This is a genomic window from Komagataeibacter sp. SM21 (assembly GCF_041402665.1).
Classification (GTDB): domain Bacteria; phylum Pseudomonadota; class Alphaproteobacteria; order Acetobacterales; family Acetobacteraceae; genus Komagataeibacter; species Komagataeibacter saccharivorans.
Window position 1 is genome coordinate 152517 of the sequence record NZ_JBGLOV010000001.1, and the last position, 23299, is coordinate 175815.

Sequence of the window (23299 nt, forward strand, 5' to 3'; positions counted from 1 at the left end):
CCCCGTCCCGGTGCCGCCTACCGTCTGGCGCGTCGCATGCTGGACATGCTGGTGCGCCGCAATGTGGCGCTGGTTCTGGTCCTGCTGGCGCTGGTGCTGGGGGTGGCGACGTTCGTGGTGCTGTCGGGTGGCCGGTCGCTGGCCCATCATCCGCAGATACAGGCTCTGGTCTTTGTCCTGAACTTCCTTGTCCTGCTGCTGCTGGCGACATCGCTGACCGAAAAGGTGGGGCGTGTGCTGGCTGAACGCCGCAGCGGACTGGCGGGCGCGCGGCTGCATGTGCGGCTGGTGACGCTGTTCGGTATCGTGGCGGTGGCCCCCACGATCGTCGTGGGTACGTTCGCGGCCGTATTCTTTCATTACGGCATCCAGATCTGGTTCAGCGACCGGGTGAATACCGCGCTGAACGAAGCGCTGGAGACATCACGCGGCTATCTGCAGGAACATAACGCCAATATCCGCACGGAAGCCTTCTCGCTGGCGAATTACCTTGTCAGTGCGCAGAACGGGCTGGCGGGTTCGGGTGGCGACCTGCTGCATGATTCCGATGCCCTGTCGCAGGTTCTGGACTCGCAGGCCACGCTGCGCGGACTGGATGTGGCCGTGGTCTATGACCCGTTTACCAACACGGTCGTCGCTTCCGGCGGGCTGATGGGGCGTGCGGCCAACCTGAAGGACCTGCCGCCGCCTGCCGCCACGCTGATGGCGCGCACCAACGAAATCGCGATCCTTGATTCGGCGGATGAAAAAACCGTCCGCGCGGTGGTTACGCTGGGCGATACGCCGCCGCTCATGCTGATGATCGCCCGCCCGGTCGATCCCGCCATTCTCGAACACATGCACCGCACCGAACAGGTGGTGGCTGATTACCAGCGCCTCAACGGCAACCGGGGGAAGATACAGTTCACCTTCGTGCTGATCTTCGCGCTGGTGGCGGTTCTGGTCCTGGCCACGGCCATCCTGATCGGGCTCATGCTCGCCAACCAGATCGTGCGCCCCCTGCGTCTGCTCATTCTGGCATCCGAACGGGTCAGCAAGGGCAATCTGGACAGCAATGTGCCCGAAGGCGACCGCGATGACGAGGTATCCAGCCTGTCGCGCGCCTTCAACCGCATGACCACCCAGCTTGCGACCCAGCGGGCCGAACTGGTCAACGCCACCAACCAGATCAATGAACGCCGCCGCTTTACCGAAGCAGTGCTGTCCGGCGTTTCCGCCGGGGTGATCGGGCTGGATTCGCATCGCGTGATCGAACTGCCCAACCGGGCCGCAAGCGTGCTGCTGCACCGTGACATGGCGGCATGCGTCGGTCGCCCGCTGATCGACGTGGTGCCCGAACTGGCCGACATGCTGGCCCGCATCGCCCATGACGGCGCGCGGGAACTGACGGGGGAAGTCAACGTGCTGGCCGGTGGGCGTGCCAGCACGCTGCTGGTGCGAATCGGCGCGGAAATGCAGAGCACCGTGACCGGCGATTTTGCTGACGGTTATGTGGTCACCTTTGATGACATAACAGCCCTGCAGGTTGCGCAGCGCAAGGCGGCATGGGCGGATGTCGCGCGTCGCATCGCGCATGAGATCAAGAACCCGCTCACCCCCATCCAGCTTGCCGCCGAACGGCTCAAGCGGCGCTTCCTGCGTGAAATCGCCTCCGATCCCGATACCTTTGCCCAGTGCGTGGATACGATCATCCGCCATGTGGGCGATATCGGGCGGATGGTGGATGAATTTTCCGCGTTCGCGCGGATGCCGCAGCCCGTCATGCGGGTGGAAGACCTGTCACGCATCGTGCGCGAGGCCCTGATCCTGCAACGCAACGCTCATCCCGAAATCATCTACGAGGCGACGCTGCCCGATCGCGGGCCGCTGGTGAACTGCGACCGCAGGCTGGTGGGGCAGGCGCTGACGAACCTGTTGCAGAACGCGGCGGACGCCATCGCCATGCGCGCCGGTGCCGCCGCATCGGGCGGGGATGGCGTGATCGGCACGATCCGTATTACATTGGAACATGAAGGCCCGAATGTCGTGCTCGCAATCGCGGATGACGGAATCGGGCTGCCGGTTGAGGATCGCGCCCGACTGACCGAGCCATATGTGACGCACAAGCCCAAGGGCACGGGGCTTGGCCTTGCGATCGTCAAGAAAATTCTTGAAGATCATGGCGGTAGCATCGGGCTTGAGGACCGCGCCGGGGGCAGGGGAGCTGTGTCGACGTTGATTTTGCCGATAAAGGACGACCATGGGGCATGAAATCCTGATCGTTGATGACGAGCCGGATATTCGGCTCCTTATCGAGGGTATTCTGGCCGATGAAGGATACGAGACCCGGCTGGCCGGGGATTCCGATTCCGCCATTGCCGCCTTCCGGGAACGTCGTCCCTCGCTTGTGGTGCTTGATGTCTGGCTTCAGGGGTCGCGGCTGGACGGGCTTGGCATCCTCAATGTCCTGCACAAGGAAGAACCGTCCGTTCCCGTCATCATGATATCGGGCCACGGCACGATCGAGACGGCGGTTGCCGCCCTTCAGCACGGGGCGTACGACTTTATCGAAAAACCCTTTCAGGCCGACCGGCTGCTTGTGGTCGTGCGCCGCGCGCTGGAGGCCTCCCGTCTTGCGCGCGAAAATGCGGAACTGCGCCTGCGCGCGGGCTCCGGCACCGTGCTGGAGGGGCGCAGTGCGGCCATAGTCGCCGTACGCAACCAGATCGACCGCGTGGCCCCCACGGGTTCGCGCGTCCTGATCTCCGGCGCGGCGGGCACGGGCAAGGAAATCGCGGCGCGGATGATCCATGCCAGTTCCCGCCGGGCGGAAGGGCCGTTCATCGCGCTCAACTGCGCCACCCTCGCCCCCGGCCGGTTCGAGGAGGAACTGTTCGGCATCGAAGGCGGGGAAAACGGCACGGGCCGCCGTACGGGCGTGCTGGAACGCGCCCATGGGGGCACGCTGCTGCTGGATGAAGTGTCGGACATGCCGCTGGAAACGCAGGGCAAGATCGTCCGCGCCCTTCAGGACCAGACGTTCGAGCGCCTCGGCGGCGCGCGGCGGGTCAAGGTGGATGTGCGCGTGCTGGCCACCACGAACCGGGACCTGCAGTCCGAAATCGCGCTGGGGCGTTTCCGGGAGGATCTGTACTACCGTCTGGCCGTCGTGCCGCTGCGGATTCCCAGCCTGCGGGAACGGCGCGAGGACATACCCGAACTTGCGCGCATGTTCCTTGACCGTGCGGCGGAAAATGCCGGTCTGCCCATGCGTGAACTGTCGGGCGATGCGATTGCCGCGCTGCAGAGTTATGAATGGCCGGGGAACGTGCGCGAACTGCGCAACCTTATGGAGCGGCTGCTCATTATGATGCCGGGCAACAGCGGCGATCCCATCCGGGCGGACATGCTGCCGTCCACGGTGGGGGAAGGGGCGCCCGCGCTGCTCAAGTTCGATTCTGACGAGGATGTGATGAGCCTGCCCCTGAGGGAGGCGCGCGACCTGTTCGAGACCCAGTACCTGCAGGCGCAGCTTCTGCGCTTTGGGGGAAATATCAGCCGTACCGCCGGATTTGTCGGGATGGAACGCAGTGCGCTGCACCGCAAGCTCAAGCAGCTTGGCGTCACATCCGAGGATCGTAACGCCGGATGAATTTTTGCCCCGTGCACCCATGACTGCTACACAACGAACTGTGATACGGACGGTGGCAACGCCGTAGCATGACACGAGACTGTGCCGTGTAAACCCGCCCAACAAGTAATCAAGTAAGGCCCTGCCCGTGGCAAAAGAACCTTCCCAGAATGTACAGGACGTGTTTCTCAACCACGTCCGCCGGTCGAAAACGCCGGTCACCATTTTTCTCGTAAACGGTGTCAAGCTTCAGGGCATCATCACCTGGTTTGACAATTTCTCCGTCCTGCTGCGGCGCGACGGGCATACGCAGCTTGTCTACAAGCATGCGATCAGCACGGTCATGCCCGCGACACCGGTCAGCCTGTTCGAACCGCCCGCCGAAAGCAGCGGGGTGGAAGATCACGCAGTAACGGATGGCAGCCTGTCGTGACGGCGGTGGTGCCGTCATCTGCCACGCGCGCGGCCGTCATCCTGCCGTGGGAACGTCCCGACCGGCATGATGATGCCCGCGCCGCCGAAGCGCGGCTGGAGGAAGCGGTCGGTCTGGCCGCCTCCATCGGGCTGGTGATCGTCTGTCAGGCCGTGCTGCTGCTGCGTGCGCGCAGGCCCGCCACCCTGCTGGGGGGTGGACAGGTTGAATCGCTCAAGGAAACGGTCCAGGCGGACAACATCAAGGTTGTCATCATCGATTCCCGCCTGACGCCCGTGCAGCAGCGCAACCTTGAGCGCGCGCTTGGGTGCAAGGTGATCGACCGGACTGCACTGATCCTTGATATCTTTGGCGAACGCGCCGCCACGCGCGAAGGCACGCTGCAGGTCGAACTGGCGCATCTGGAATACCAGCGCAGCCGCCTTGTGCGGACATGGACCCATCTTGAGCGCCAGCGCGGTGGCTTCGGCTTCCTTGGCGGTCCTGGTGAAACCCAGATCGAGGCCGACCGCCGCATGATCGGGGACCGGATCGTGCGCCTCAAGCGCGAGCTTGAGCAGGTCCGCCGCACCCGCGGCCTGCACCGGCAGGCCCGCAGGCGCGTGCCGTTCCCCATCGTGGCCCTTGTCGGTTACACCAATGCGGGCAAGTCCACCCTGTTCAACGCGCTGACCGGGGCCAGCGTATATGCGCAGGACCAGCTTTTCGCCACGCTCGATCCCACCATGCGCAGCATCCAGCTTCCATCGGGGCGGCGGGTGATCCTGTCCGATACGGTGGGCTTCATAAGCGACCTGCCGACCGAACTGATTGCAGCCTTCCGCGCTACGCTGGAAGAGGTGGCGGAAGCGGACATCATCCTGCATGTGCGCGATGTCGCCCATCCGGACAGCGTATCCCAGCGCAATGATGTGATCGAGGTGCTTGAAGGCATGGCCCGCACCGGCACGATCGAACAGGACTGGCAGTCCCGCGTGATCGAGGTGCTGAACAAGGCCGATCTGGTGGGCGGGCGTGATGCGGTGGGCGCCCGACCGGGCAATGTGGTCATTTCCGCCATCACTGGCGATGGCCTGCCTGACCTGCTGGCCGCGATTGACGAGCGCATGACGCGGGCGATGGAAGTCGTCGCCTACCGCGTGCCGCTGACCCAGGGCGCCGCCATGGCATGGCTGCACGAACATGGGGAAGTCATCGCCCGGACGGACGGGGAGGACGGCACTGACATGACCGTCCGTGTATCCCCTGCCAATCGCGCGCGGTTCGAAATGCAGTTCGGTGATGTCGTGACGTGCATGCAGCCTTCGTAGCCGGTTCCGGCGTGCGATGAGCGGAGTGCGATGACCGGGGTGTGACCGATGTGTGACCGGGGCGGGGTGGAAAATCCACTGCTGCGGGTGCATGGATGGGTGGCCGCGAACTGACACGCATAACGGAGGTGGCAATGACGGTACGGATCACACTGGCGGACATGCACATTGTGGTGGGCATGATGCGGGCGGCGGCGAACCGTCATGTCATGCCCCATTTCCGCTGTCTTGACCGTGCCGACATCCGCACCAAGACCAGTGCGCTGGATATCGTGACCATAGCGGATGAGGCCACCGAGCAGGACCTGACCGCCGCCCTGCAGGCCGCGTGGCCCGGTGCGCTGGTGGTGGGGGAGGAAGCGGTGGCAGCCGATCCCGCCCTGCTGGACGGATTGGCGTCGGCGGATCTTGCCTTCGTGATTGACCCGATTGATGGCACGGCGAATTACGCGGCGGGCGTGCCGCTGTTCGGGATCATGGTCTCCGCCCTGTCCGGTGGCGAGGTGATCGGCGGGGCGATTGTCGATCCGGTCTGTGACATCGCGGTACTGGCCGCGCGGGGACATGGCGCATGGCTGCATGACCAGCGGGGCCGCGAACGTCGCCTGCACGTTGCGCCCCCCGTGCCGCCACAGCAGATGTCGGGCAATGCCTCCTGGCGCTACCTGCCCGCGCCCGTGCGGGAGGCCGTGACGCGGAACCTGCCAAAGGTGGCGGGATCATGGGATTTCCGCTGTGCGGCGCATGAATATCTGATGCTGGTGGACGGGCGCTGCCATTTCCTGCTGTTCAACCGCACCCTGCCATGGGACCATCTGGCGGGCTGGCTGATCCATGCGGAAGCAGGCGGCTATGCCGCCCGGTTCGATGGCACGCCTTACCGTGTGACCAATCATGGCGGCGGCCTGCTTTATGCGCCGGACAGGGAAAGCTGGCACGCCCTGCACGCCCTGCTGTTCGGCCCTACCTGATACATACGCCGGGTGTGTCTCGGCTTTCTCCTCCACGGATTGCAGGCGCATCGCCGCTGGATTGCCGGGACGGTCCGGCTGTCTCCCGTGGGATTTCAGCGTAAACGGTTTTACCAGCGCGATGCCCGGGGGCGGCAGGTCAGCTTTCGGGCATCATATCCGCGCGTTCGCGGCGTTTGACCACCTGCCAGCCTTCTTCCATGGTCTTTACGTCCACATCTCCAAGGCTGAGACCACGCGCCATGATGTCGTGTTCCATGGCGGTGAAGCGGCGGGTGAACTTGGCGTTTGCCTGACGCAGGCAGGCTTCGGGGTCCATGTCCAGCTTGCGGGCCAGCGTGGCCAGCGTAAACAGCACATCGCCCAGTTCGTCGAATATCTTTTCCCGATCGCCCGATTCCAGTTCGACCTTCAGTTCGTCCAGTTCCTCGTCCACCTTGGCCGCGACTTCGCCCACCGTGTCCCAGTCGAAACCGGTGCGTGCCGCGCGGGCCGACAGTTTGCGCGCGCGCAGCAGGGCGGGCAGCCCCACGGGCACATCGTCCAGCGTGCCGCCGCGGTTGCGGGCCAGACGTTCCTGCGCCTTGCCGTTTTCCCACTGGCCCGCACTGGCCGGGGTGTCGCCAAATACATGGGGATGGCGGCGCACCATCTTGTCGCCGATCATCCGGGCGACGGTGGCGAAATCGAACAGGCCCTGCTCATCGGCCATCTGCGCGTGATAGACCACCTGCAGCAGCAGGTCGCCCAGTTCATCGGGCAGGCTGTCCCAGTCCTCACGCGCGATGGTGTCCGCCACTTCATAGGCTTCTTCGATGCTGTAGGGCGCTATGGTGGCGAAGTTCTGGGCCTTGTCCCACGGGCAGCCGGTCTGCGGGTCACGCAGGCGGGCCATGATGTCCAGCAGGCGTTGCAGGGCGGTCGGGGCATCGTGCATGGGGTGGTTTCCTGCCTGTTTTGGTTGCGGTCTTGCGCAGGTTTTGTATAGATCGGCCACCGCGTGGGCGGAAAGTTTTTATCGGGACGCATGGAACATGAGCAGCGACGCACAGGCAGCGGTCTTTATCGATGGTGAGGCAGGGACAACCGGGCTGGGTATCCGTAACCGCCTGAAGCACCTGCCGGTCACGCTGCGTTCCATTGATCCCGAACGGCGCAAGGACCCGCAGGCGCGGCGGGACATGATGGTGTCGGTCGATGTCGTCATCCTGTGCCTGCCCGATGCGGCGGCACGCGAAGCCGTGGCGATGGCCGATGAAATGGGGGCTGATGCCCCCCGCGTGCTGGACGCCAGCACGGCGTTCCGGACCGATCCGGCATGGGTTTACGGTTTTCCCGAAATGGATGCAGGCCAGCCTGCCGCCATCCGTGCTGCGGCGCGGGTATCGAACCCCGGCTGTTACCCCACCGGCATGATCGCCCTGCTGCGCCCGTTGATTGCAGCGGGGCTGGTGCCTGCGGACTACCCGGTAAGCGTCAATGCCGTCAGCGGGTACAGCGGTGGTGGCCGCAGCATGATCGAGGCGCATGAGCGTGACGGCGGACCGGCCTTCGAACTGTACGGGCTGGGGCTTGGGCACAAGCACGTGCCTGAAATGATGGCCTATACCGGGCTTGCGCATGCGCCGGTTTTCGTACCCTCCGTCGGGCATTTCCCGCAGGGCATGATCGTGTCGGTGCCGCTGCATCTGGACCGGTTGCCCGGTCAGGTCCGCATTGCCGACCTGCATGAAGCCCTTGCGGCCCATTACAGGGGATCGGACCGGATTACCGTGAACGATCCCTGCGCCAAACTGGTGGCCGATACACTGGCCGGGACCGACCGGATGGAACTGCGCGTGCATGGTGACGACACGATGCGACAGGCCGTGCTGACCGCGCGTCTGGACAATCTGGGCAAGGGGGCTTCGGGTGCCGCGTTGCAGAATGTGGCGCTTATGCTTGGGCTGGAACCGCCGCCGCCCGTGTGATATAGCGGGTCCGCAAGACGTCCCTGGACCGATTGCCGTGGCATTCCGTCCTCTCCGGGCGGGTTGCCTGTATGCGAGAGTGACGGAACGGTAGACGTAGTCGACTCAAAATCGACCGCCGAAAGGCATAGGGGTTCGAATCCCCTCTCTCGTACCAGTCTGGCGCACCGGCGCGCGGTGTCGCCCCCTTTTGCCCGTGTCGCGAACAGGACGTGTCTCCCTTGCCTGATCCCCTTACTGCCAAGCCGTCCGCACGGCCTGCCAATCCGTGCTTTTCTTCCGGGCCGTGCGCCAAGCGCCCGGGCTGGTCGCTTTCCGCCCTGTCCGATGCGCTGGTGGGGCGCTCGCACCGTTCGACGGAAGGCCGCGCGCGCCTGAATGATGTCATCACGCGCTCGAAGGCGCTGCTGGGCATGCCGGATGACTGGGTTCTGGGCATCGTGCCCGCATCGGATACGGGTGCGGTGGAAATGGTGCTGTGGTCCATCCTCGGCACGCGTCCGGTGGATGTGCTGGCGTTCGAAAGCTTTTCCGCCACATGGGCCAATGACATCATTGCCCAGCTCAGGCTGGCCGATGCCCGCGTGCTGAAAGCGGATTACGGCGAAATCCCCGATCTGGCGCAGGTCGACTGGGCGCGCGACGTGGTGCTGACCTGGAACGGCACGACATCGGGCGCGCGCCTGCCCTATGACGCCGCCATTCCCGCGCAGCGCGACGGGCTGGTGATCTGTGATGCCACATCCGCCGCCTTCGCCATGGACCTGCCATGGGACAGGCTGGATGTGGTGACGTGGTCGTGGCAGAAAGTGCTTGGTGGTGAGGCCGCGCACGGCATGCTGGCCCTGTCGCCACGCGCGGTTGAACGACTGGTTTCAACGCCCGCGCCGCGTGCCCTGCCCAAGATCTTCCGCCTGACCAACAGCAAGGGGCTGATTGACGGCATCTTCCGTGGCGACACCATCAACACCCCGTCCATGCTGTGTGTGGAAGACGCGCTTGACGGCCTGAAATGGGCCGAAAGCGTCGGCGGGCTGAAGGGGCTGATCGCGCGCAGTGAAGCCAACCTTGCCGCCATAGCCGAATGGGAAGAACAGTCCGACTGGGCGCAGTTCCTTGCGACCAATCCCGCGCACCGTTCCAGCACCGCCATCTGCCTGCGTATCGTGGCGCCGTGGTTTACCGCGCTGGACCATGCGGGCCAGACGGCGGCGGCGAAGAAGATCGTCTCCCTGCTGGGGCAGGAAGGTGTGGCGCTTGATGTGGGCAGCTACCGTGATGCGCCGCCGGGCCTGCGGCTGTGGGGTGGTGCGACGGTGGAGGCATCCGACCTGCGTGCCGTGCTGCCGTGGCTTGACTGGGCCTACGCACAGGTCTGCCCCCAGCACGCCTGAAGCCATCCGCTTCCATGTCCTCTCCACCCTGTCCGCCGCTGGTCGGGCAGGGTGCAGCACGATAGGCCCCCGATATGACTGATGATCCGCCGTTCAATCCTGCGCTGCTGCCCGCCGGTTTCGTGGACAGGCTCCCCCCCGAGGCCGAAGCCGAGGCCGCCGGTGTCGAGACGCTGATGCGCGTGTTCGCGGCCCACGGTTATGACCGCGTGACGCCGCCCCTGCTGGAATTCGAGGAAACGCTGCTGTCCGGTGCGGGCTCTGCCGTGGCGGAGCAGACGTTCCGGCTGATGGACCCTGATACACGCCGCATGATGGCGCTGCGTCCCGACATGACACCGCAGATCGCCCGCATTGCCGCAACACGGCTGCCGGACGTGCCGCGCCCGCTGCGTCTTGCCTATGCGGGGCCGTGTATCCTCATGGCCAGCAACCGGGGTGAGGGGGATCGCCAGATTTCGCAGGCCGGTATCGAACTGATCGGTCCCGACCGGCCTGAAGCGGATGCGGAAATCGTCGCCATCGCCGCGGAATGTCTGGCCACGTTGCAGGTGCGTGGCGTGTCATTCGACCTGACCATGCCTTCCCTGACCACGGCGCTGCTGGATACGGGCGGGTTTGACGGACAGGTGCGCGGCACGCTCATGCGCGCGCTGGACCGCAAGGACGCGGCCGCCGTTGCCCGCCATGGCGGTGAACTGGCCCCGGTGCTGATCCGCCTGCTGCATGCGGCGGGTCCGGCGCATGGCGCGCTGGCGGAACTGGCTGCGGTCGACTTGCCGCCTGCCGTACGTGCGCTGAGCGAAAGGCTGGCCGCGACTGTCGCCGCGATCGAAGCCCGCGTGCCGGGTATCCGCCTGACGGTTGACCCGGTGGAATTCCGGGGCTGGCAGTATCATACCGGCGTCTGCGTAAGCGTGTACGCAGCCGGACAGCGCGAGGAGCTGGGCCGTGGTGGCCGTTATCTGTCCAATGATGACGAACCGGCCTGTGGCCTGACCCTGCGCCCGGACATCATCCTGCGTGCCGCCCCGGCGCTGCCCAGCCGCGTGCGGGTGTTCCTGCCGTGGGGCACCCCGGCGGAAACCGGGGCGGCACTGCGCGCCGGGGGCTATGCCACGGTTGGCGCGCTGGCGCCCGATGGGGACGCGCGGGCGGAAGCGGTGATGCTGTCCTGTCCGCTGATGGTGGTGGACGGGCAGGCCGTGCCGGTGGACGGGGCCTGATTTTTCGCCTGATTTTCTGAACAGCAGAGTTTTTTCCGGCAGGCACAGCAGTCGCCGCCGGGCAGCATATCAAGGAGCATGAAATGTCCAACGTCACCGTGATCGGCACCCAGTGGGGTGACGAGGGCAAGGGGAAGATCGTTGACTGGCTGGCCAGCCGGGCCGACGTGGTCGTACGCTTCCAGGGCGGCCATAATGCGGGCCATACGCTGGTTGTGGGCGATCAGACCTACAAGCTGTCGCTTCTGCCTTCCGGCCTGGTACGTGGCAAGACGGGTGTGATCGGCAATGGCGTGGTTGTCGACCCTGAAGCCCTGCTGAAGGAAATCGACCGTGTCACCGCGCAGGGCCTGAAAGTCACGCCCGAGACGCTGAAGATTGCTGAAAACGCGCCGCTGATCCTGCCCGTGCATGGCGCGCTGGATCGTGCGCGTGAAGCCGCGCGTGGGGATCGCAAGATCGGTACGACCGGCCGTGGCATCGGCCCCGCCTATGAAGACAAGGTCGCCCGCCGCGCCATCCGCCTGTGTGACCTGGCCGAGCCGGAAACGCTGGACTGGAAGCTGGATGAACTGCTGCTGCACCACAACACCCTCCTCAAGGGGCTGGGTGCGGACACCTTCACCAAACAGGAACTGCTGGACTTCCTGAACGGCGTGGCGCCGCGCGTGCTGCCGTTTATGGCCCCGGTATGGGACCTGCTGGATGACAGCCGCCGCGGTGGCGCGCGCATCCTGTTCGAAGGCGCGCAGGCGGTCATGCTGGATGTGGATCACGGTACCTATCCGTTCGTGACCAGTTCCAACACGGTTGCCGCCAATGCCGGTACCGGCGCGGGTGTCGGCCCCAACAGCATCGGTTTCGTTCTGGGTATCGCCAAGGCCTATACGACCCGCGTGGGCGAAGGTCCGTTCCCCAGCGAACTGCATGATGAAATGGGCCGCACGCTGGGTGAACGCGGGCATGAATTCGGTACCGTGACGGGGCGCCCGCGTCGCTGCGGCTGGTTTGATGCCGTGCTGGTGCGTCGTGCGGTGCGTGTTGGTGGCGTGAACGGCCTTGCCCTGACCAAGCTGGACGTGCTGGACGGGCTGGACGAAATCAGGATCTGCGTCGGTTACGAGCTTGATGGCGTGACGACGAAGCATTTCCCCTCCGCCCCCGGTGCGCAGCAGCGTATCCGTCCCGTGTTTGAAACGCTGGAAGGGTGGAAGGACAGCACGAAGGGCGCGCGCTCATGGGCTGAACTGCCCGCGCAGGCCATCAAATATGTCCGCCGGATCGAGGAACTGGTCGAAGCACCGGTAACGCTGCTGTCCACCAGTCCGGAACGTGACGACACCATCCTGATGCGTGACCCGTTCGAGGACTGATCTGAAAGTCATGGAAGTTCCTGGGTACCGCCTTTTTTCAAAAAGGCGGTATTCCCTGAAGCTTCTTCCCTCCTGTGGTCAGCACAGACAAAAAAAAGCCCCGCGCGCTTCTGGCGCTGCGGGGCTTTTTTATCGGGAAGTAACGCGGGGTCAGGCCTCGGCCTGTGCCTCGTGTTTCGCGCGGCGGGTGGCGACTTCCGCCTTCATGGCGTTCTGCACCTTTTCAAAGGCCCGGACCTCGATCTGGCGCACCCGTTCGCGGGAGATGTTGTAGACGTGCGACAGTTCTTCCAGCGTGGCGGGTTCTTCCTTCAGCCTGCGCTCGGTCAGGATGTGGCGTTCACGCTCGTTAAGCGACTTCATGGCGTTGGCCAGAAGGGCCTGCCTGCCGGAAAATTCCTCGCTCTGGGCAAGGGTTTCTTCCTGGTTGTCATTGTCATCAACCAGCCAGTCCTGCCATTCGCCCTCGCCATCCAGCCGCAACGGGGCGTTCAGGCTGTGATCCGGGGCCGCAAGCCTGCGGTTCATGTTCACCACGTCCTGTTCGGGCACGCCGAGGGACTGGGCAATCTTGTTGACCTGTTCGGGCGGCAGGTCGCCATCGTCAATCGCCTGCATCTGCCCCTTGAGGCGGCGCAGGTTGAAGAAAAGTTTTTTCTGGGCGGCGGTTGTGCCGATCTTGACCAGTGACCAGCTATGCAGGATGTACTCCTGTATTGCGGCCCTGATCCACCACATGGCGTAGGTGGCCAGACGGAAGCCACGATCAGGGTCGAAGCGGCGCACGGCCTGCATCATCCCGATATTGCCTTCGCTGATCAGTTCGCCCACCGGCAGGCCGTAGCCGCGATAGCCCATGGCGATCTTGGCCACCAGCCGCAGGTGGGATGTTACGAGTTTATGCGCGGCTTCGGTGTCGCCCTTGTCTTTCCACCGGTGCGACAGGCGAAGCTCCTCCTCGGGGGAGAGCATGGGGAATTTGCGGATGTCCCGAAGGTATTTGGACAGGTTGTTTTCGGGACCGGAAATGAGAGCAGAAGAGGCCATTGTAACGGACTCCTGTTGCAGGGATGGGCAGCGGTAATCCGGTTCAACGTAATTGTGACCGGAAGGGTTGCATCATCACTCTGCTAGACGCACGACTGGACTTCTCACGTCCCCATATCAAACCCCCGTCATGGGCAGTTTCATACAGGACGTCCAGTTAGCCTGGGGGCGTCGGCCCCGGCAAACAATCATGGAATGTAGGGATTTTTCCCCGTTATGTCAATAAATATGCCAGCAGGTCAGGCGATGCTGTCCAGAAGCTGGCGGAAGTCTTCGGGGGGCGCGGTCTCGAACAGCATCTGTTCGCCGCTGCGCGGATGGATGAATCCCAGCCTGCGGGCATGCAGCGCCTGACGGGCAAAATCCAGCGCGGCATGCTTCGCATCGGGGGGCAGGCCGCGGGCGGCTGCGGGAATGCGGCGCAGGTAGACAGGATCGCCCACCAGCGCGTGACCCGCATGGGCGAAATGGACCCGGATCTGGTGCGTGCGCCCGGTGGCGAGCCTGCATTCCACATGGGACAGCCCGCCATGGAAGGTGTCCAGAATCCGGTAATGCGTCAGGGCCGCCTTGCCGCCGCCATTGGCGATCACCGCCATGCGTTTGCGGTCGCGGCGGTCGCGCCCGATCGCACCGTCAAACGATCCGCTGGCGGGCGTGGGAATGCCCCAGCATATGGCCTGATAGGCACGGTCGATCCTGCGTTCGGCAAAGGCGAGGGAAAGCGCCTGATGGGCCATTTCCGTTTTGGCCGCGACCATGACGCCCGACGTATCCTTGTCCAGACGGTGGACGATGCCGGGTCTTTTTTCGCCACCGATTCCGGTCAGCCCCTCGCCACAATGGGCCAGCAGGGCGTTGACCAATGTGCCGTCCTCGTTGCCCGGCGCGGGATGGACGACCATGCCCGCCGGTTTGTCGAGTACGATCAGGTCGCGGTCTTCATAGAGTACGTCCAGACCGATATCCTGCCCCTGCGGTGTTGCGGGGATTGCGGGGGGCAGATGAATTTCATAACACATGCCCGCGCGCACGGGTTCCGCCGGGTCACGAAGCGGGCTGCCATTGCGTAACAGGTGGCCACTTTCCATAAGGGACTTGATGCGTGAGCGTGACAGCGTGGTGACCGCACTGGCAATGAAGCGGTCGGTACGCTGGCCTGCGTCATCGGCGGTGGCGATGACGGGGGCAGGGGGGGCGGTGTCGGTCATGGCATGTGTCTATCGGAAAAAACGGCATACGGGAACGGAAAGCACATAATGGAAAAACAGGGATCGCGCGCGCTGCTGGCGGCGGTGATCGGTATGGGGGTTCTGCTGTTTGTCGGCTCCCTCGTGCTGGTGGGCGTGCTGGTGCACCGGATGATGCATCCGTCCATTGCCGCTACCCGTCCGGCGGTTTCGGCGTCCGTGCCGACGCTGCCAGCGCAGGGGGGATATGAGGCGCTGATGCTGGATGAACCGGCAGGCACCCATGTTGAATCGCTGACCACGCGCCCCGATGGCATGATCGCCGCCGCCCTGTCGGGTGGAGGAAGTGCTGAACGCATCATCATATGGGACCCGGCGGGCAGGCGGATTGTGGCGCGGCTGCTGATCGGGCGCTGAAAGCCGGAAAAGCGGGGCGGCAGCATTCTTGCCTCTTGCATTGGAATGCGGGATCACATAGAAGCGGCCTCGGCCCTGGTCCCGTTCGTCTAGAGGCCTAGGACATCGCCCTCTCACGGCGACAACACGGGTTCGAATCCCGTACGGGACGCCAATTCTTCATATCGCAAATGATATTGCCCATCCTGCTTATGCGGGCAATAGCGGCGTGGCATGTGGATGCGCCCACTTGTGCGCATCTGAAGTCCTGTGCGGGATTTCTGTCTGCTTTTGTAAATATAATGCAGTTCGTGCAGGTGCCGGCGGAATGCTGTTCTGGAAAGCAGGACTGCTGTTGCGGCACTTTACGGTTTGTAAAAACATATCATGGCATGTGGTGATCAACAGATCGAAACGATCTGGTTTTCGCCGGGGGTTTGATGGATATTTTCTGACTTTATTCCATAATTTTTCATGACAATTTTTTAAAAAATATATTTTTGTGATATTCGCGGGGCGACAGGCAGAAAGAATACCGGACTGTCGGCCTCTATTTTTGGGGCCGGGCCTGTTTTTTTCATGAATTTGTCAGGCACGTAGATGTGCCAGTCTAACTTTCTGTCCGGTTTTCGTATCGGTCCGCCAGCGTGAAAATGGAAATAAAAACGATTAAAATCATAATAATAGAAGCGCAGATGGCTGATAAAGGCCGATGCGGCCGCCATCGCGCGCACGGTGGCTGTGGCTCTGGTTCGATATTTTTTTTTCTGCTATGCGCTTAACATTCGTAAAAAACTTGTGGAGTAATGGATTGTGAATGCGTTGCTGGCTGGTCTCACGCTTCTGATCATTGGCGACAGCCATGTAACATTCAAGGATTCCCTGCTCTCCATTCTCCCTGATGAATATACGAAGCAGGGCGCGAAAGTCGTGACATACGGGGTGTGCTCATCCACGGCGGCGGACTGGGTCGTGCCCAATCCCAATAACGGCTGTGGCGCGGCCGAGCGCATTGGCGATGCGCCGATCGGCGCCCCCAACATGAAACCCGCTTCCCCACCGCCCATTTCCGCGCTGATGGAAAAATGGCATCCGGATGTCATCATGGTCGTGCTGGGCGACACCATGGCAGCCTATGGCCAGAACACGGTGTCGAAGGACTGGGTGGATGAACAGGTCAAGACCCTGACCTATACCATCGGCAAGACCGCGTGCATCTGGATTGGTCCCACATGGGGGCAGTACAGCCCGCGCTACGGCAAGACCGACAAGCGCGCGGCCGAAATGGCGGAACTGCTGAAAAGCGAGGTTTCGCCCTGCGCCTATGTTGACGGCACGCAGCTCATGAAACCCGGTTCGGTCAACACCATCGATGGTATTCACGCCACGGGCGCAAGTTATCAGGTCTGGGGTAACGCGATCATCCAGACAACGCTGCCCATGCTGGAGAAGATCAGGGCGGAATCACCCGCTTCGGCGCAGTAACCCCGTGTCTGCCCCGACAGGGGGCGCGGGCCGAAGGGTGGTGTATTTCATGGATTGCGGATCATGATCCAGAGTCAGGCGGTCAATGCTGCCCACAATACCTGGCGACGCATACTTCAGAACGAGTTCTTTCCCACAAGCCGTCGGCGCGATATCGACGGCCTGCGGGGGCTGGCCGTGCTGTCCGTCATGCTTTTCCATGCCGGGTGGCTGCAGGGCGGCTTTATTGGCGTCGACATCTTTATTGTCATTTCCGGTTATTTCATCGGACATTCCGCACTGGTGACGCAGCCGTTCCAGCCCATGCGGTTCATCTGCCGCCGGCTGTACCGCCTGTTGCCCGCACTTTTGTGCATGATTGCCGCCATATCCGCCGGAATGCTGTGGTGGGTACTGCAAAGCGACCGTGCGGATATCGCCATCAACGGGGCGTATGCGCTGGTCTATCTGTCCAATATATGGGCATCGGGCCATGTCGGGTATTTCGAGGGGCAGAGCATTGCCTACCCCTTCCTGCATACCTGGTCGCTCTCGCTGGAGATGCAGTTCTATCTGGTCATCCTTGCCGTGGCGCTCGCGGTCAGGCTGGCGCCGCTGCGGCATATGGTGGTGATCGGTATTTTTGTCCTGTCGCTGGGATATGACCTGTACAGCCATTTTACCGGCGATACGCAGGGTTATTATAATATTCTCGACCGCCTGTGGGAGTTCTCCCTTGGTGCGATGATCTGGATACTGCCGCGTCCACAACCGGGGCGGGCCGTGTCCAATATCGTGTGTGGCGTGGCGATCGCCCTTCTTGTGGGCGTGATGTTTTTCTACACGCTGCAGTACGCCTGTCCGTCCTATATGATTATCGTGCCCTGTCTGGCGGTCATGGCCATCATCATGTGCCCGCAGCACGATGTGGCCCGCGTGGCGCTGGTTCCCCTGTCGCCGCTGGGGGTTGTTTCCTATTCGGTGTACCTATGGCACTGGCCCGCCATCGTGGTTGCCAATTACCTGCTGCAGTTCCAGGTCCATGGCATGGTGATGGGGGGCGTGCTGCTGGCGGCCCTGATTGCAAGCCTGCTGAGTTATGTGTTTGTGGAGCGTGTTTTCCTTGATTACGAAGGCCGCCTGACACCTACTGCACGTAATTACGGCGCGCTGGCGCTGGTCGGTGCCTGTGGGGGGCTGGCGATGATTCTGTTCTACATATCGTCCGTGTCACGTGTGCATTAAGGCACCTGACCCACGCGGCGCGGGGGTGCCCCGACGCATCCGCGCGTCCATGCCAAAGGGCATGTACAATATGACGCTGCTATGTGGTGTCACGTTGTGCATCCCTTTTGGCATGGCGCGTGCGGATGATGGTCCTGCGCTCAGTTCCCAATCGGTCGCGGTGCAGGGTGTTGTGGCCGGAAATACGGTTCCATCGCCTGATAATCCCGAATTGGGTCTGCTCCTGCGCAAGGCCCAGTACTGGATCGGGCAGCAGCAGTACGACAAGGCGATTGAGGTCGTGCGCGAAGCGCAGAGCATCGCCCCTGATGACAGTCGTATCCTGTATTTTCAGGGGCGCATCCAGATCGGCACGGGCGAGATGGCTGCTGCCCACGCAACGGCGAAGCAACTGGTGGCGCGCCGTGATGGCGCGTCCTATGCCGATATGCTGAACGCGCAGATCAAATACAGTGCGATCGACCCCAGGGCACTGGCGGAGGCACGGCATCTGGCTGAAACCGGCAAGATGATGCCGGCGATGTTCAAGTACAAAGCCCTGTTCAGGGATGGTGATCCACCGCCCGATCTGGCGCTGGAATACTACCGCGTACTCGGGGCCACCATTCTGGGCTATCAGGAAGCGCGGACGAAACTGGGTGACTATGTCGCCCGTAATCCGGAAGACATGGATGCACGTCTGGAATATGACCGCATACTGACCTACCGCATCGCAAGCCGTGCGGAGGGGTTGGCGGATCTGAAGCGGATGGCGCGCGATGCCGATTCCACCCATATCCGCCATCGGGCACTGGCTTCCTGGCGGGAAGCCCTGCCATGGGAGCCGGTAACGGGTTCAAGCATCCCGCTCTATCAGGAATGGCTGGCCAGCCATCCCGATGATGTGGAAATCCGCAAGCTCATGCAGAAGGCGCAACTGACACAGGCCAGCATTGATGCCGCCACTGCCCGGATGGCCGGGTATAAGCTGCTGTCAGAAAAGAAATACGCCGAAGCTGCCAGCCAGTTCCAGCAGGCCCTGACGCTCAGCCCCAACGATCCGGATTCCCTTGGCGGGCTGGGGATCGCGGCACAGGCGCAGCAGCACCCGGACGAGGCCAAGGCCTATTTCATGCAGGCGATCGCGGCGGATGCCACGCCGGACAGCCACTGGCGCACGGCGTTGCAGAAAGTTTATGTCGGCGCGGCGCCCGATCCGCTGATCGCCAATGCCCGCTCGGCCATCGACGCCGGACGGTATGCCGCAGCGCAGGATGACATCAACCGCTTGCGCAGGCATGCGAATGCCGCCGACATGGCGCTGTTCCTGCAGGCGGCACTGGACCGCAAGCTGGGGCGGCTGGATGACGCGGCGCAGGCGTATCGGGAAATCCTGCGTCTTGCGCCCCATAATGCCGATGCCGCCTATAACCTTGCCTATGTCCTGCTCCAGCAGGGGAAGGGGCAGGGCGAACAGGTGAATGAACTGATGCGCATGGTGGAAAGCAGGCAGCCCGCGCGTATCCCCACCCTGCGCGCCATGCAGTTGCATTACGAAGCAGACCACGCGACTGACGGGGATCAGCGCATCGCCCTGCTGAAGAAAGTTCTGGAGTACACGCCTGACGATCCATGGGTGCATCTGGAACTGGCAAATGCGCTGTATGTCCATGAGGATACGGAACAGGCCGCCGCCCTTATCCGGCAGCTTACCAGCGGGGCGCAGGTGCCCGCGGTGAATATCGAGGTGGCGATCCTGTATATGATCGCGCATGGCGAAATTGACACGGCAACAGCACTTTATGCCCGTCTGCCGCCGTCTGCGCGCCAGACCCCCAACATGGTGCGGGCCGGGCGTGAACTGCGCCTGACGCATGAAGTGCGGGCCATTGACCCCGGTGTGGCGGATTATACGGACCAGCTTATGGCGCTGGCGAACACGCCCGACCCGGACGGCATGCGGGGCATGATCGTCGCCATCGCCTTTATGGACCGTGACGATCCCCGTTCGGCCCGCAGGGTGCTGCAGCACGAGAACGCAATCACGTTCAATCCCGAGCCGAACCAGAAACTGTCCTATGCCGGGACATCATTGCGTATCGGTTCGTTGCGGGATGCGCGGGCGTATCTTACGGAATTCGATCGCATCGCCACGGACAGTCCCGATATCATCACCGCAGAGCAGCGCGATGTCCGCCACCAGATCGAGATTGGCCTGACCATCATGCAGTCGGACCGGCTGGACCAGAAAGGCCGGACGGCTCTGGCGGAAAAGCTGATGCTGCCACTGGTGATGGGCAATCCTTCCTCTGCCGCCGCGCATCTGGCGCTGGGGCGCGTATATGCAAGGGAAGACAAACCGCGCCGCGCGCTGGATGAAGACGTGACGGTGCTGAATGCGCATCCGGACAATCCGTCGGCCCTGACGGCGGCGGTGGATGATTCGGTGGGGGCGGACGTCATGGCATCCGCCCATGCCTACATGAAGCGGCTGATGGATGTCGCACCTGAAGCCGCGCCGACATGGGAAGCGCGGTCGGACATTGCCCGCGCCGAAGGCCATGCCCGCATCCAGCTTGCGGATCTGGAACATGTGCGTGAACTGCTGTGCTCTGGCCGCCTGACCAAAAAATGCCCACCGCGCGATACCTTTGTGCCGGACTATGTCTGGCCACAAATGCACATCGAGCGTAACGGGCCGGGTGTCGTCCCGCTGCCTGCGGGCTATCAGATCATGTTCGATGATACGGCCATACAGGCGACCGACCGGCAGATCGCCTACCTGCGCGAAACGCTTGCCCCGCAGATTGATTCGAACATCTATGTCCGGGGCCGCACCGGGGCCAGCGGGGAAGGGCAGATGACGGAACTGGCCGTGCCGGTCACGGCCACCTTCCCGCTCTCGTCATGGGCGCACCGGCTGACATTTTCCCTTACGCCGACATTCCTGTTCACCGGCAGGCCCCAGCCGACATCCTATGGCATGAACATGTTCGGGACGGTCGGGGTCAATGGCGGCACGCTGAAGAACCATTACGACGCGCAGGGTGTCAGTCTGGGTGTCAGTTACACCAACCGCTGGTTTACGGGCGATGTGGGCACATCACCGCTGGGCTTCCCCATTACCAACGTTCTGGGTGGTGTCGAGTTCGCGCCCTCGCTTACGCGTAACCTGCGGCTGCACATCAGTGGCGGCCGCCGCATGGTGACCGATAGCATCCTGTCCTATGCCGGCATGACCGATCCCGGTACCGGCAGGACATGGGGCGGGGTGACGCGTGTATTCGGTCATGGGGCGATAGAATACGCCCGTCCGTTTTGGACCCTGTATGCCGGCGGCGGCGGCGCCTATGTGGAAGGCACCAATGTCGTTGGCAATACGGAAGGCGAGGCCGGCGCCGGTGGCAATGTGATCGTGTGGAATCACAACGACCGGCAGGCCCTGCGCGTGGGGCTGGACCTGATCTATTTCGGGTACAGGCGTAACACCTATTTCTTCACGATGGGGCAGGGGGGATACTTTTCCCCCAGCTCCTATTACGGCGCGATGGTGCCGGTTACATGGTCCGGGCGTCAGGGCCGCTGGAACTGGTTCCTGCGTGGAGAGGCAGGATACCAGAATTACCATAGCGGCAGTTCCCCGGTCTATCCGCGCGACCCGCAGCTTCAGGCCACGCTGTCGCAGGGCAGTGGCCGACTGGCAGGGGGTGGCGCAAGCGGGGTTGCGGGCAACGTGTCGGGGCAACTGGTCTACCAGCTTACGCCGCAGTTCCGGCTGGGGCTGAATGGCGGTTTCACGCGCGCGGGAAGCTGGTCGGAAACCAGCGGGATGCTGATGTTTCATTACGTATTTGATGCGCCTGACAAAACGCAGGCTGCGTCCTCTTCCCGCCTGTCGGCGGAAGAGGACTGAGCGGAGAGATGCGGCGCAACCGGGATCGCAGGCCATGAAAAAGAAATCTCTCTGCCTTGCCTTACTGACCCTTGGGATCACGGGCCATGCGCTGCCCGGCCATGCGGCGTCATGCGCGGATGCGCCGGGGGGAAGCGGCGTGTGCATTCCTGCGCCTGATAGCCGATCCGGCGGTATGGACCGCGCGCCGGGACTACATGATGACACCACGAAGGGTTACGCCACGGGCGATATCTGGCAGGCGGGCGGACAGGTCTGGCAGGCGGCATCGGTAACGGCGGGAAGCGCGCGGTGGGAACCGATGGTGGTCGCGCGTCCGGCGGATGCGCTGGCCGGTCATGTGGTGTTTGCGGGGGGCGCGGTGCAGATGGTTTCCGGCTATGTCGGGCCTGCGGTCGATGTGGAAACGGTGCAGGGGGGCAGGCGGGTCGTGACCACGCTTGCGATCCTGCCCGGCGGCATGCTGGATCAGGACACGTTGCGAACACGTCTGGCCGGGCGTGACGCAGGCACGTTCGCCACGGTCCTGCGGGTATATGACCAGAGCGGGCATGGCCATCACCTGCTGGCGACCGAAGGACGGCACGTGGTCCATATCGGTGAGGTCCGTATCGCGGGGAACGAGACCCTTTCATGGGGGGAAGAGAACGGGCCGGGGGGATTTGTCATCCCGGCGGGGGTGAAGGTTCCGGCGAATGACTTCTTTTTTGGAAGTGTGGGCACCTATGCTTCCTCCAATTCCGGATATGCGGCCTATCCCGTGCCGGTCCTGCTGGGCAGTGCCGGGCGGGGGCGGACGTTCAGGGTCTTTTTCGGCAGTTACAGTCTGGACGGGTTCGCCCATATAGGTGATGCAGCCAGCCCGGACCGCCGGACGGATCTGGTCATTACCAACGCGCCCGCCGCGTTCGACGTGTATGCGACACCTGCGGGCTATGGCCTCCATTCCGGCAATGCAGCCGCCAGCCTGTCCGGCAGCGTGGCGGCGGGCGGACTGGCCGGGGGGTATGTCGGGTTCAACATGGATGGCGGTCCGTGGTTTTCGCAGGGGCGCAATACGGGACAGTGGAGCGGTCTGGTTATTGCCGACCATGCACCTGATCCCGCGCAGCGGCGGTTGTTCCATGCAGCGGCAGCGGCAGCCGGAAACTACATGCCCCAGCTTCGCCCGGCCCTTGTCACGATCGGTGACAGCCGTTCGGAGGGGTATGGCCTGTCCGATGGCCGGAACTGGCCATACCTCATGCAGCAGTACGGACGTTACCAGAGCTATGATCTGGCGGTATCGGGTGCGAACACGCGGCAGATGCTGGGCATGGTTCCCGCGGCGGAAACGGTAGGCCGGGGTGTCGGCCCGAAGGTGGCCGTCGTGTTCGGTGGTTATAATGACCACCTGCCTTCCAGCCATATCCCGGCAGATGAAACCGTGCGGAACATCGCGGAAATCATCAGGCGGCTTAAAAAGGCCGGTTTCACCGTAGCCCTGATTGATGAGACCAGTACCGGCGGCGCGCCGCGTGCGGCACTGAAAGCCGCGATCCACGACGGAACGCTTGCCCCTGATATCGAGATCGATCCCTTCGCGCCTGACCAGCCGCTCTACAACGTCGAAAACCATACCAACTGGCTGGCTGATGATACGCATCCTTCCCAGATGGGGCACGCCATTCTGGCCAGCATGGTCTGGGACCGGATCGGACGCCTGCTGCTGGAAGCGCCTTGAACCGACGTGCTGCCGCGCGGGCGAAGGTACGCAGGGACTGGCTGCGGTTGCAGTT

The 23299-nt window shown here is 63.2% G+C and carries 17 protein-coding genes and 2 tRNA genes; 16 read left to right on the plus strand and 3 right to left on the minus strand.

What is annotated here, in order from left to right:
* Positions 1–36: 36 nt before the first annotated feature.
* The 5 genes from ACBR42_RS00660 (at position 37) to ACBR42_RS00680 (ending at position 6324) form a co-directional block, all read left to right on the plus strand.
* A complete protein-coding gene (locus ACBR42_RS00660; RefSeq protein ID WP_243705374.1) occupies positions 37–2250 on the plus strand; it encodes a PAS domain-containing sensor histidine kinase in 2214 nt (737 codons plus the stop codon).
* Complete coding sequence (locus ACBR42_RS00665; protein WP_102324666.1) at positions 2240–3631, plus strand: sigma-54 dependent transcriptional regulator; 1392 nt, start codon at positions 2240–2242, stop codon at positions 3629–3631. Before ACBR42_RS00660 ends, ACBR42_RS00665 begins: the two co-directional genes overlap by 11 nt.
* Before the next feature lie 127 nt (positions 3632–3758).
* Positions 3759–4043, plus strand: coding sequence for an RNA chaperone Hfq (hfq, locus tag ACBR42_RS00670; protein ID WP_371207047.1), 285 nt, complete (start codon positions 3759–3761; stop codon positions 4041–4043).
* Positions 4040–5353: a GTPase HflX gene (gene hflX / locus ACBR42_RS00675; RefSeq protein WP_102324664.1), complete on the plus strand. Its 1314-nt coding sequence runs from the start codon at positions 4040–4042 to the stop codon at positions 5351–5353. Before hfq ends, hflX begins: the two co-directional genes overlap by 4 nt.
* 134 nt (positions 5354–5487) lie before the next feature.
* Complete coding sequence (locus tag ACBR42_RS00680) at positions 5488–6324, plus strand: inositol monophosphatase family protein (protein WP_102324842.1); 837 nt, start codon at positions 5488–5490, stop codon at positions 6322–6324.
* A 139-nt stretch (positions 6325–6463) separates the two neighbouring features.
* Here ACBR42_RS00680 and mazG read toward each other — a convergent pair whose 3' ends face one another.
* Entirely contained in the window at positions 6464–7261 is a 798-nt protein-coding gene (mazG, locus tag ACBR42_RS00685) for a nucleoside triphosphate pyrophosphohydrolase (protein WP_371207049.1), read from the minus strand.
* 97 nt (positions 7262–7358) lie between these two features.
* Between mazG and argC the strand changes: the two genes are divergently transcribed.
* The 5 genes from argC to ACBR42_RS00710 all read left to right on the plus strand — a co-directional run bounded on the left by argC (position 7359) and on the right by ACBR42_RS00710 (position 12287).
* Complete coding sequence (gene argC, locus ACBR42_RS00690; RefSeq protein ID WP_371207050.1) at positions 7359–8294, plus strand: N-acetyl-gamma-glutamyl-phosphate reductase; 936 nt, start codon at positions 7359–7361, stop codon at positions 8292–8294.
* Positions 8295–8367: 73 nt separating this feature from the next.
* Positions 8368–8451, plus strand: a tRNA-Leu gene (locus ACBR42_RS00695).
* Between the two features lie 64 nt (positions 8452–8515).
* The gene (locus ACBR42_RS00700) at positions 8516–9688 is read left to right on the plus strand and encodes a phosphoserine transaminase (protein ID WP_371207052.1); all 1173 of its coding nucleotides are present in this window, start codon (positions 8516–8518) and stop codon (positions 9686–9688) included.
* Positions 9689–9762: 74 nt separating this feature from the next.
* On the plus strand, positions 9763–10914 hold the full coding sequence (locus tag ACBR42_RS00705; protein ID WP_118962476.1) for an ATP phosphoribosyltransferase regulatory subunit: 1152 nt from the start codon (positions 9763–9765) through the stop codon (positions 10912–10914).
* 83 nt (positions 10915–10997) lie between these two features.
* On the plus strand, positions 10998–12287 hold the full coding sequence (locus ACBR42_RS00710; protein ID WP_102324659.1) for an adenylosuccinate synthase: 1290 nt from the start codon (positions 10998–11000) through the stop codon (positions 12285–12287).
* 150 nt (positions 12288–12437) lie between these two features.
* On the opposite strand, the gene rpoH is transcribed toward ACBR42_RS00710, so the two are convergent.
* The gene (gene rpoH / locus ACBR42_RS00715) at positions 12438–13334 is read right to left on the minus strand and encodes an RNA polymerase sigma factor RpoH (RefSeq protein ID WP_102324658.1); all 897 of its coding nucleotides are present in this window, start codon (positions 13332–13334) and stop codon (positions 12438–12440) included.
* Between the two features lie 239 nt (positions 13335–13573).
* Entirely contained in the window at positions 13574–14545 is a 972-nt protein-coding gene (locus ACBR42_RS00720; RefSeq protein ID WP_132305623.1) for an RluA family pseudouridine synthase, read from the minus strand.
* 48 nt (positions 14546–14593) lie between these two features.
* On the opposite strand from ACBR42_RS00720, the gene ACBR42_RS00725 reads away from it, so the two are divergent.
* The 6 genes from ACBR42_RS00725 (at position 14594) to ACBR42_RS00750 (ending at position 23244) form a co-directional block, all read left to right on the plus strand.
* Positions 14594–14941: a hypothetical protein gene (locus tag ACBR42_RS00725; RefSeq protein WP_110546906.1), complete on the plus strand. Its 348-nt coding sequence runs from the start codon at positions 14594–14596 to the stop codon at positions 14939–14941.
* A 78-nt stretch (positions 14942–15019) separates the two neighbouring features.
* Positions 15020–15095, plus strand: a tRNA-Glu gene (locus ACBR42_RS00730).
* A gap of 638 nt (positions 15096–15733) precedes the next feature.
* Positions 15734–16405: an SGNH/GDSL hydrolase family protein gene (locus ACBR42_RS00735; protein WP_110546905.1), complete on the plus strand. Its 672-nt coding sequence runs from the start codon at positions 15734–15736 to the stop codon at positions 16403–16405.
* A 63-nt stretch (positions 16406–16468) separates the two neighbouring features.
* Positions 16469–17629, plus strand: a complete 1161-nt coding sequence (locus ACBR42_RS00740) for an acyltransferase family protein (protein WP_371207053.1) — start codon at positions 16469–16471, stop codon at positions 17627–17629.
* Positions 17630–17699: 70 nt separating this feature from the next.
* The gene (locus ACBR42_RS00745) at positions 17700–21521 is read left to right on the plus strand and encodes a cellulose synthase subunit BcsC-related outer membrane protein (protein ID WP_371207054.1); all 3822 of its coding nucleotides are present in this window, start codon (positions 17700–17702) and stop codon (positions 21519–21521) included.
* A 34-nt stretch (positions 21522–21555) separates the two neighbouring features.
* Positions 21556–23244, plus strand: coding sequence for an SGNH/GDSL hydrolase family protein (locus ACBR42_RS00750; RefSeq protein WP_371207055.1), 1689 nt, complete (start codon positions 21556–21558; stop codon positions 23242–23244).
* Positions 23245–23299 lie beyond the last annotated feature (55 nt).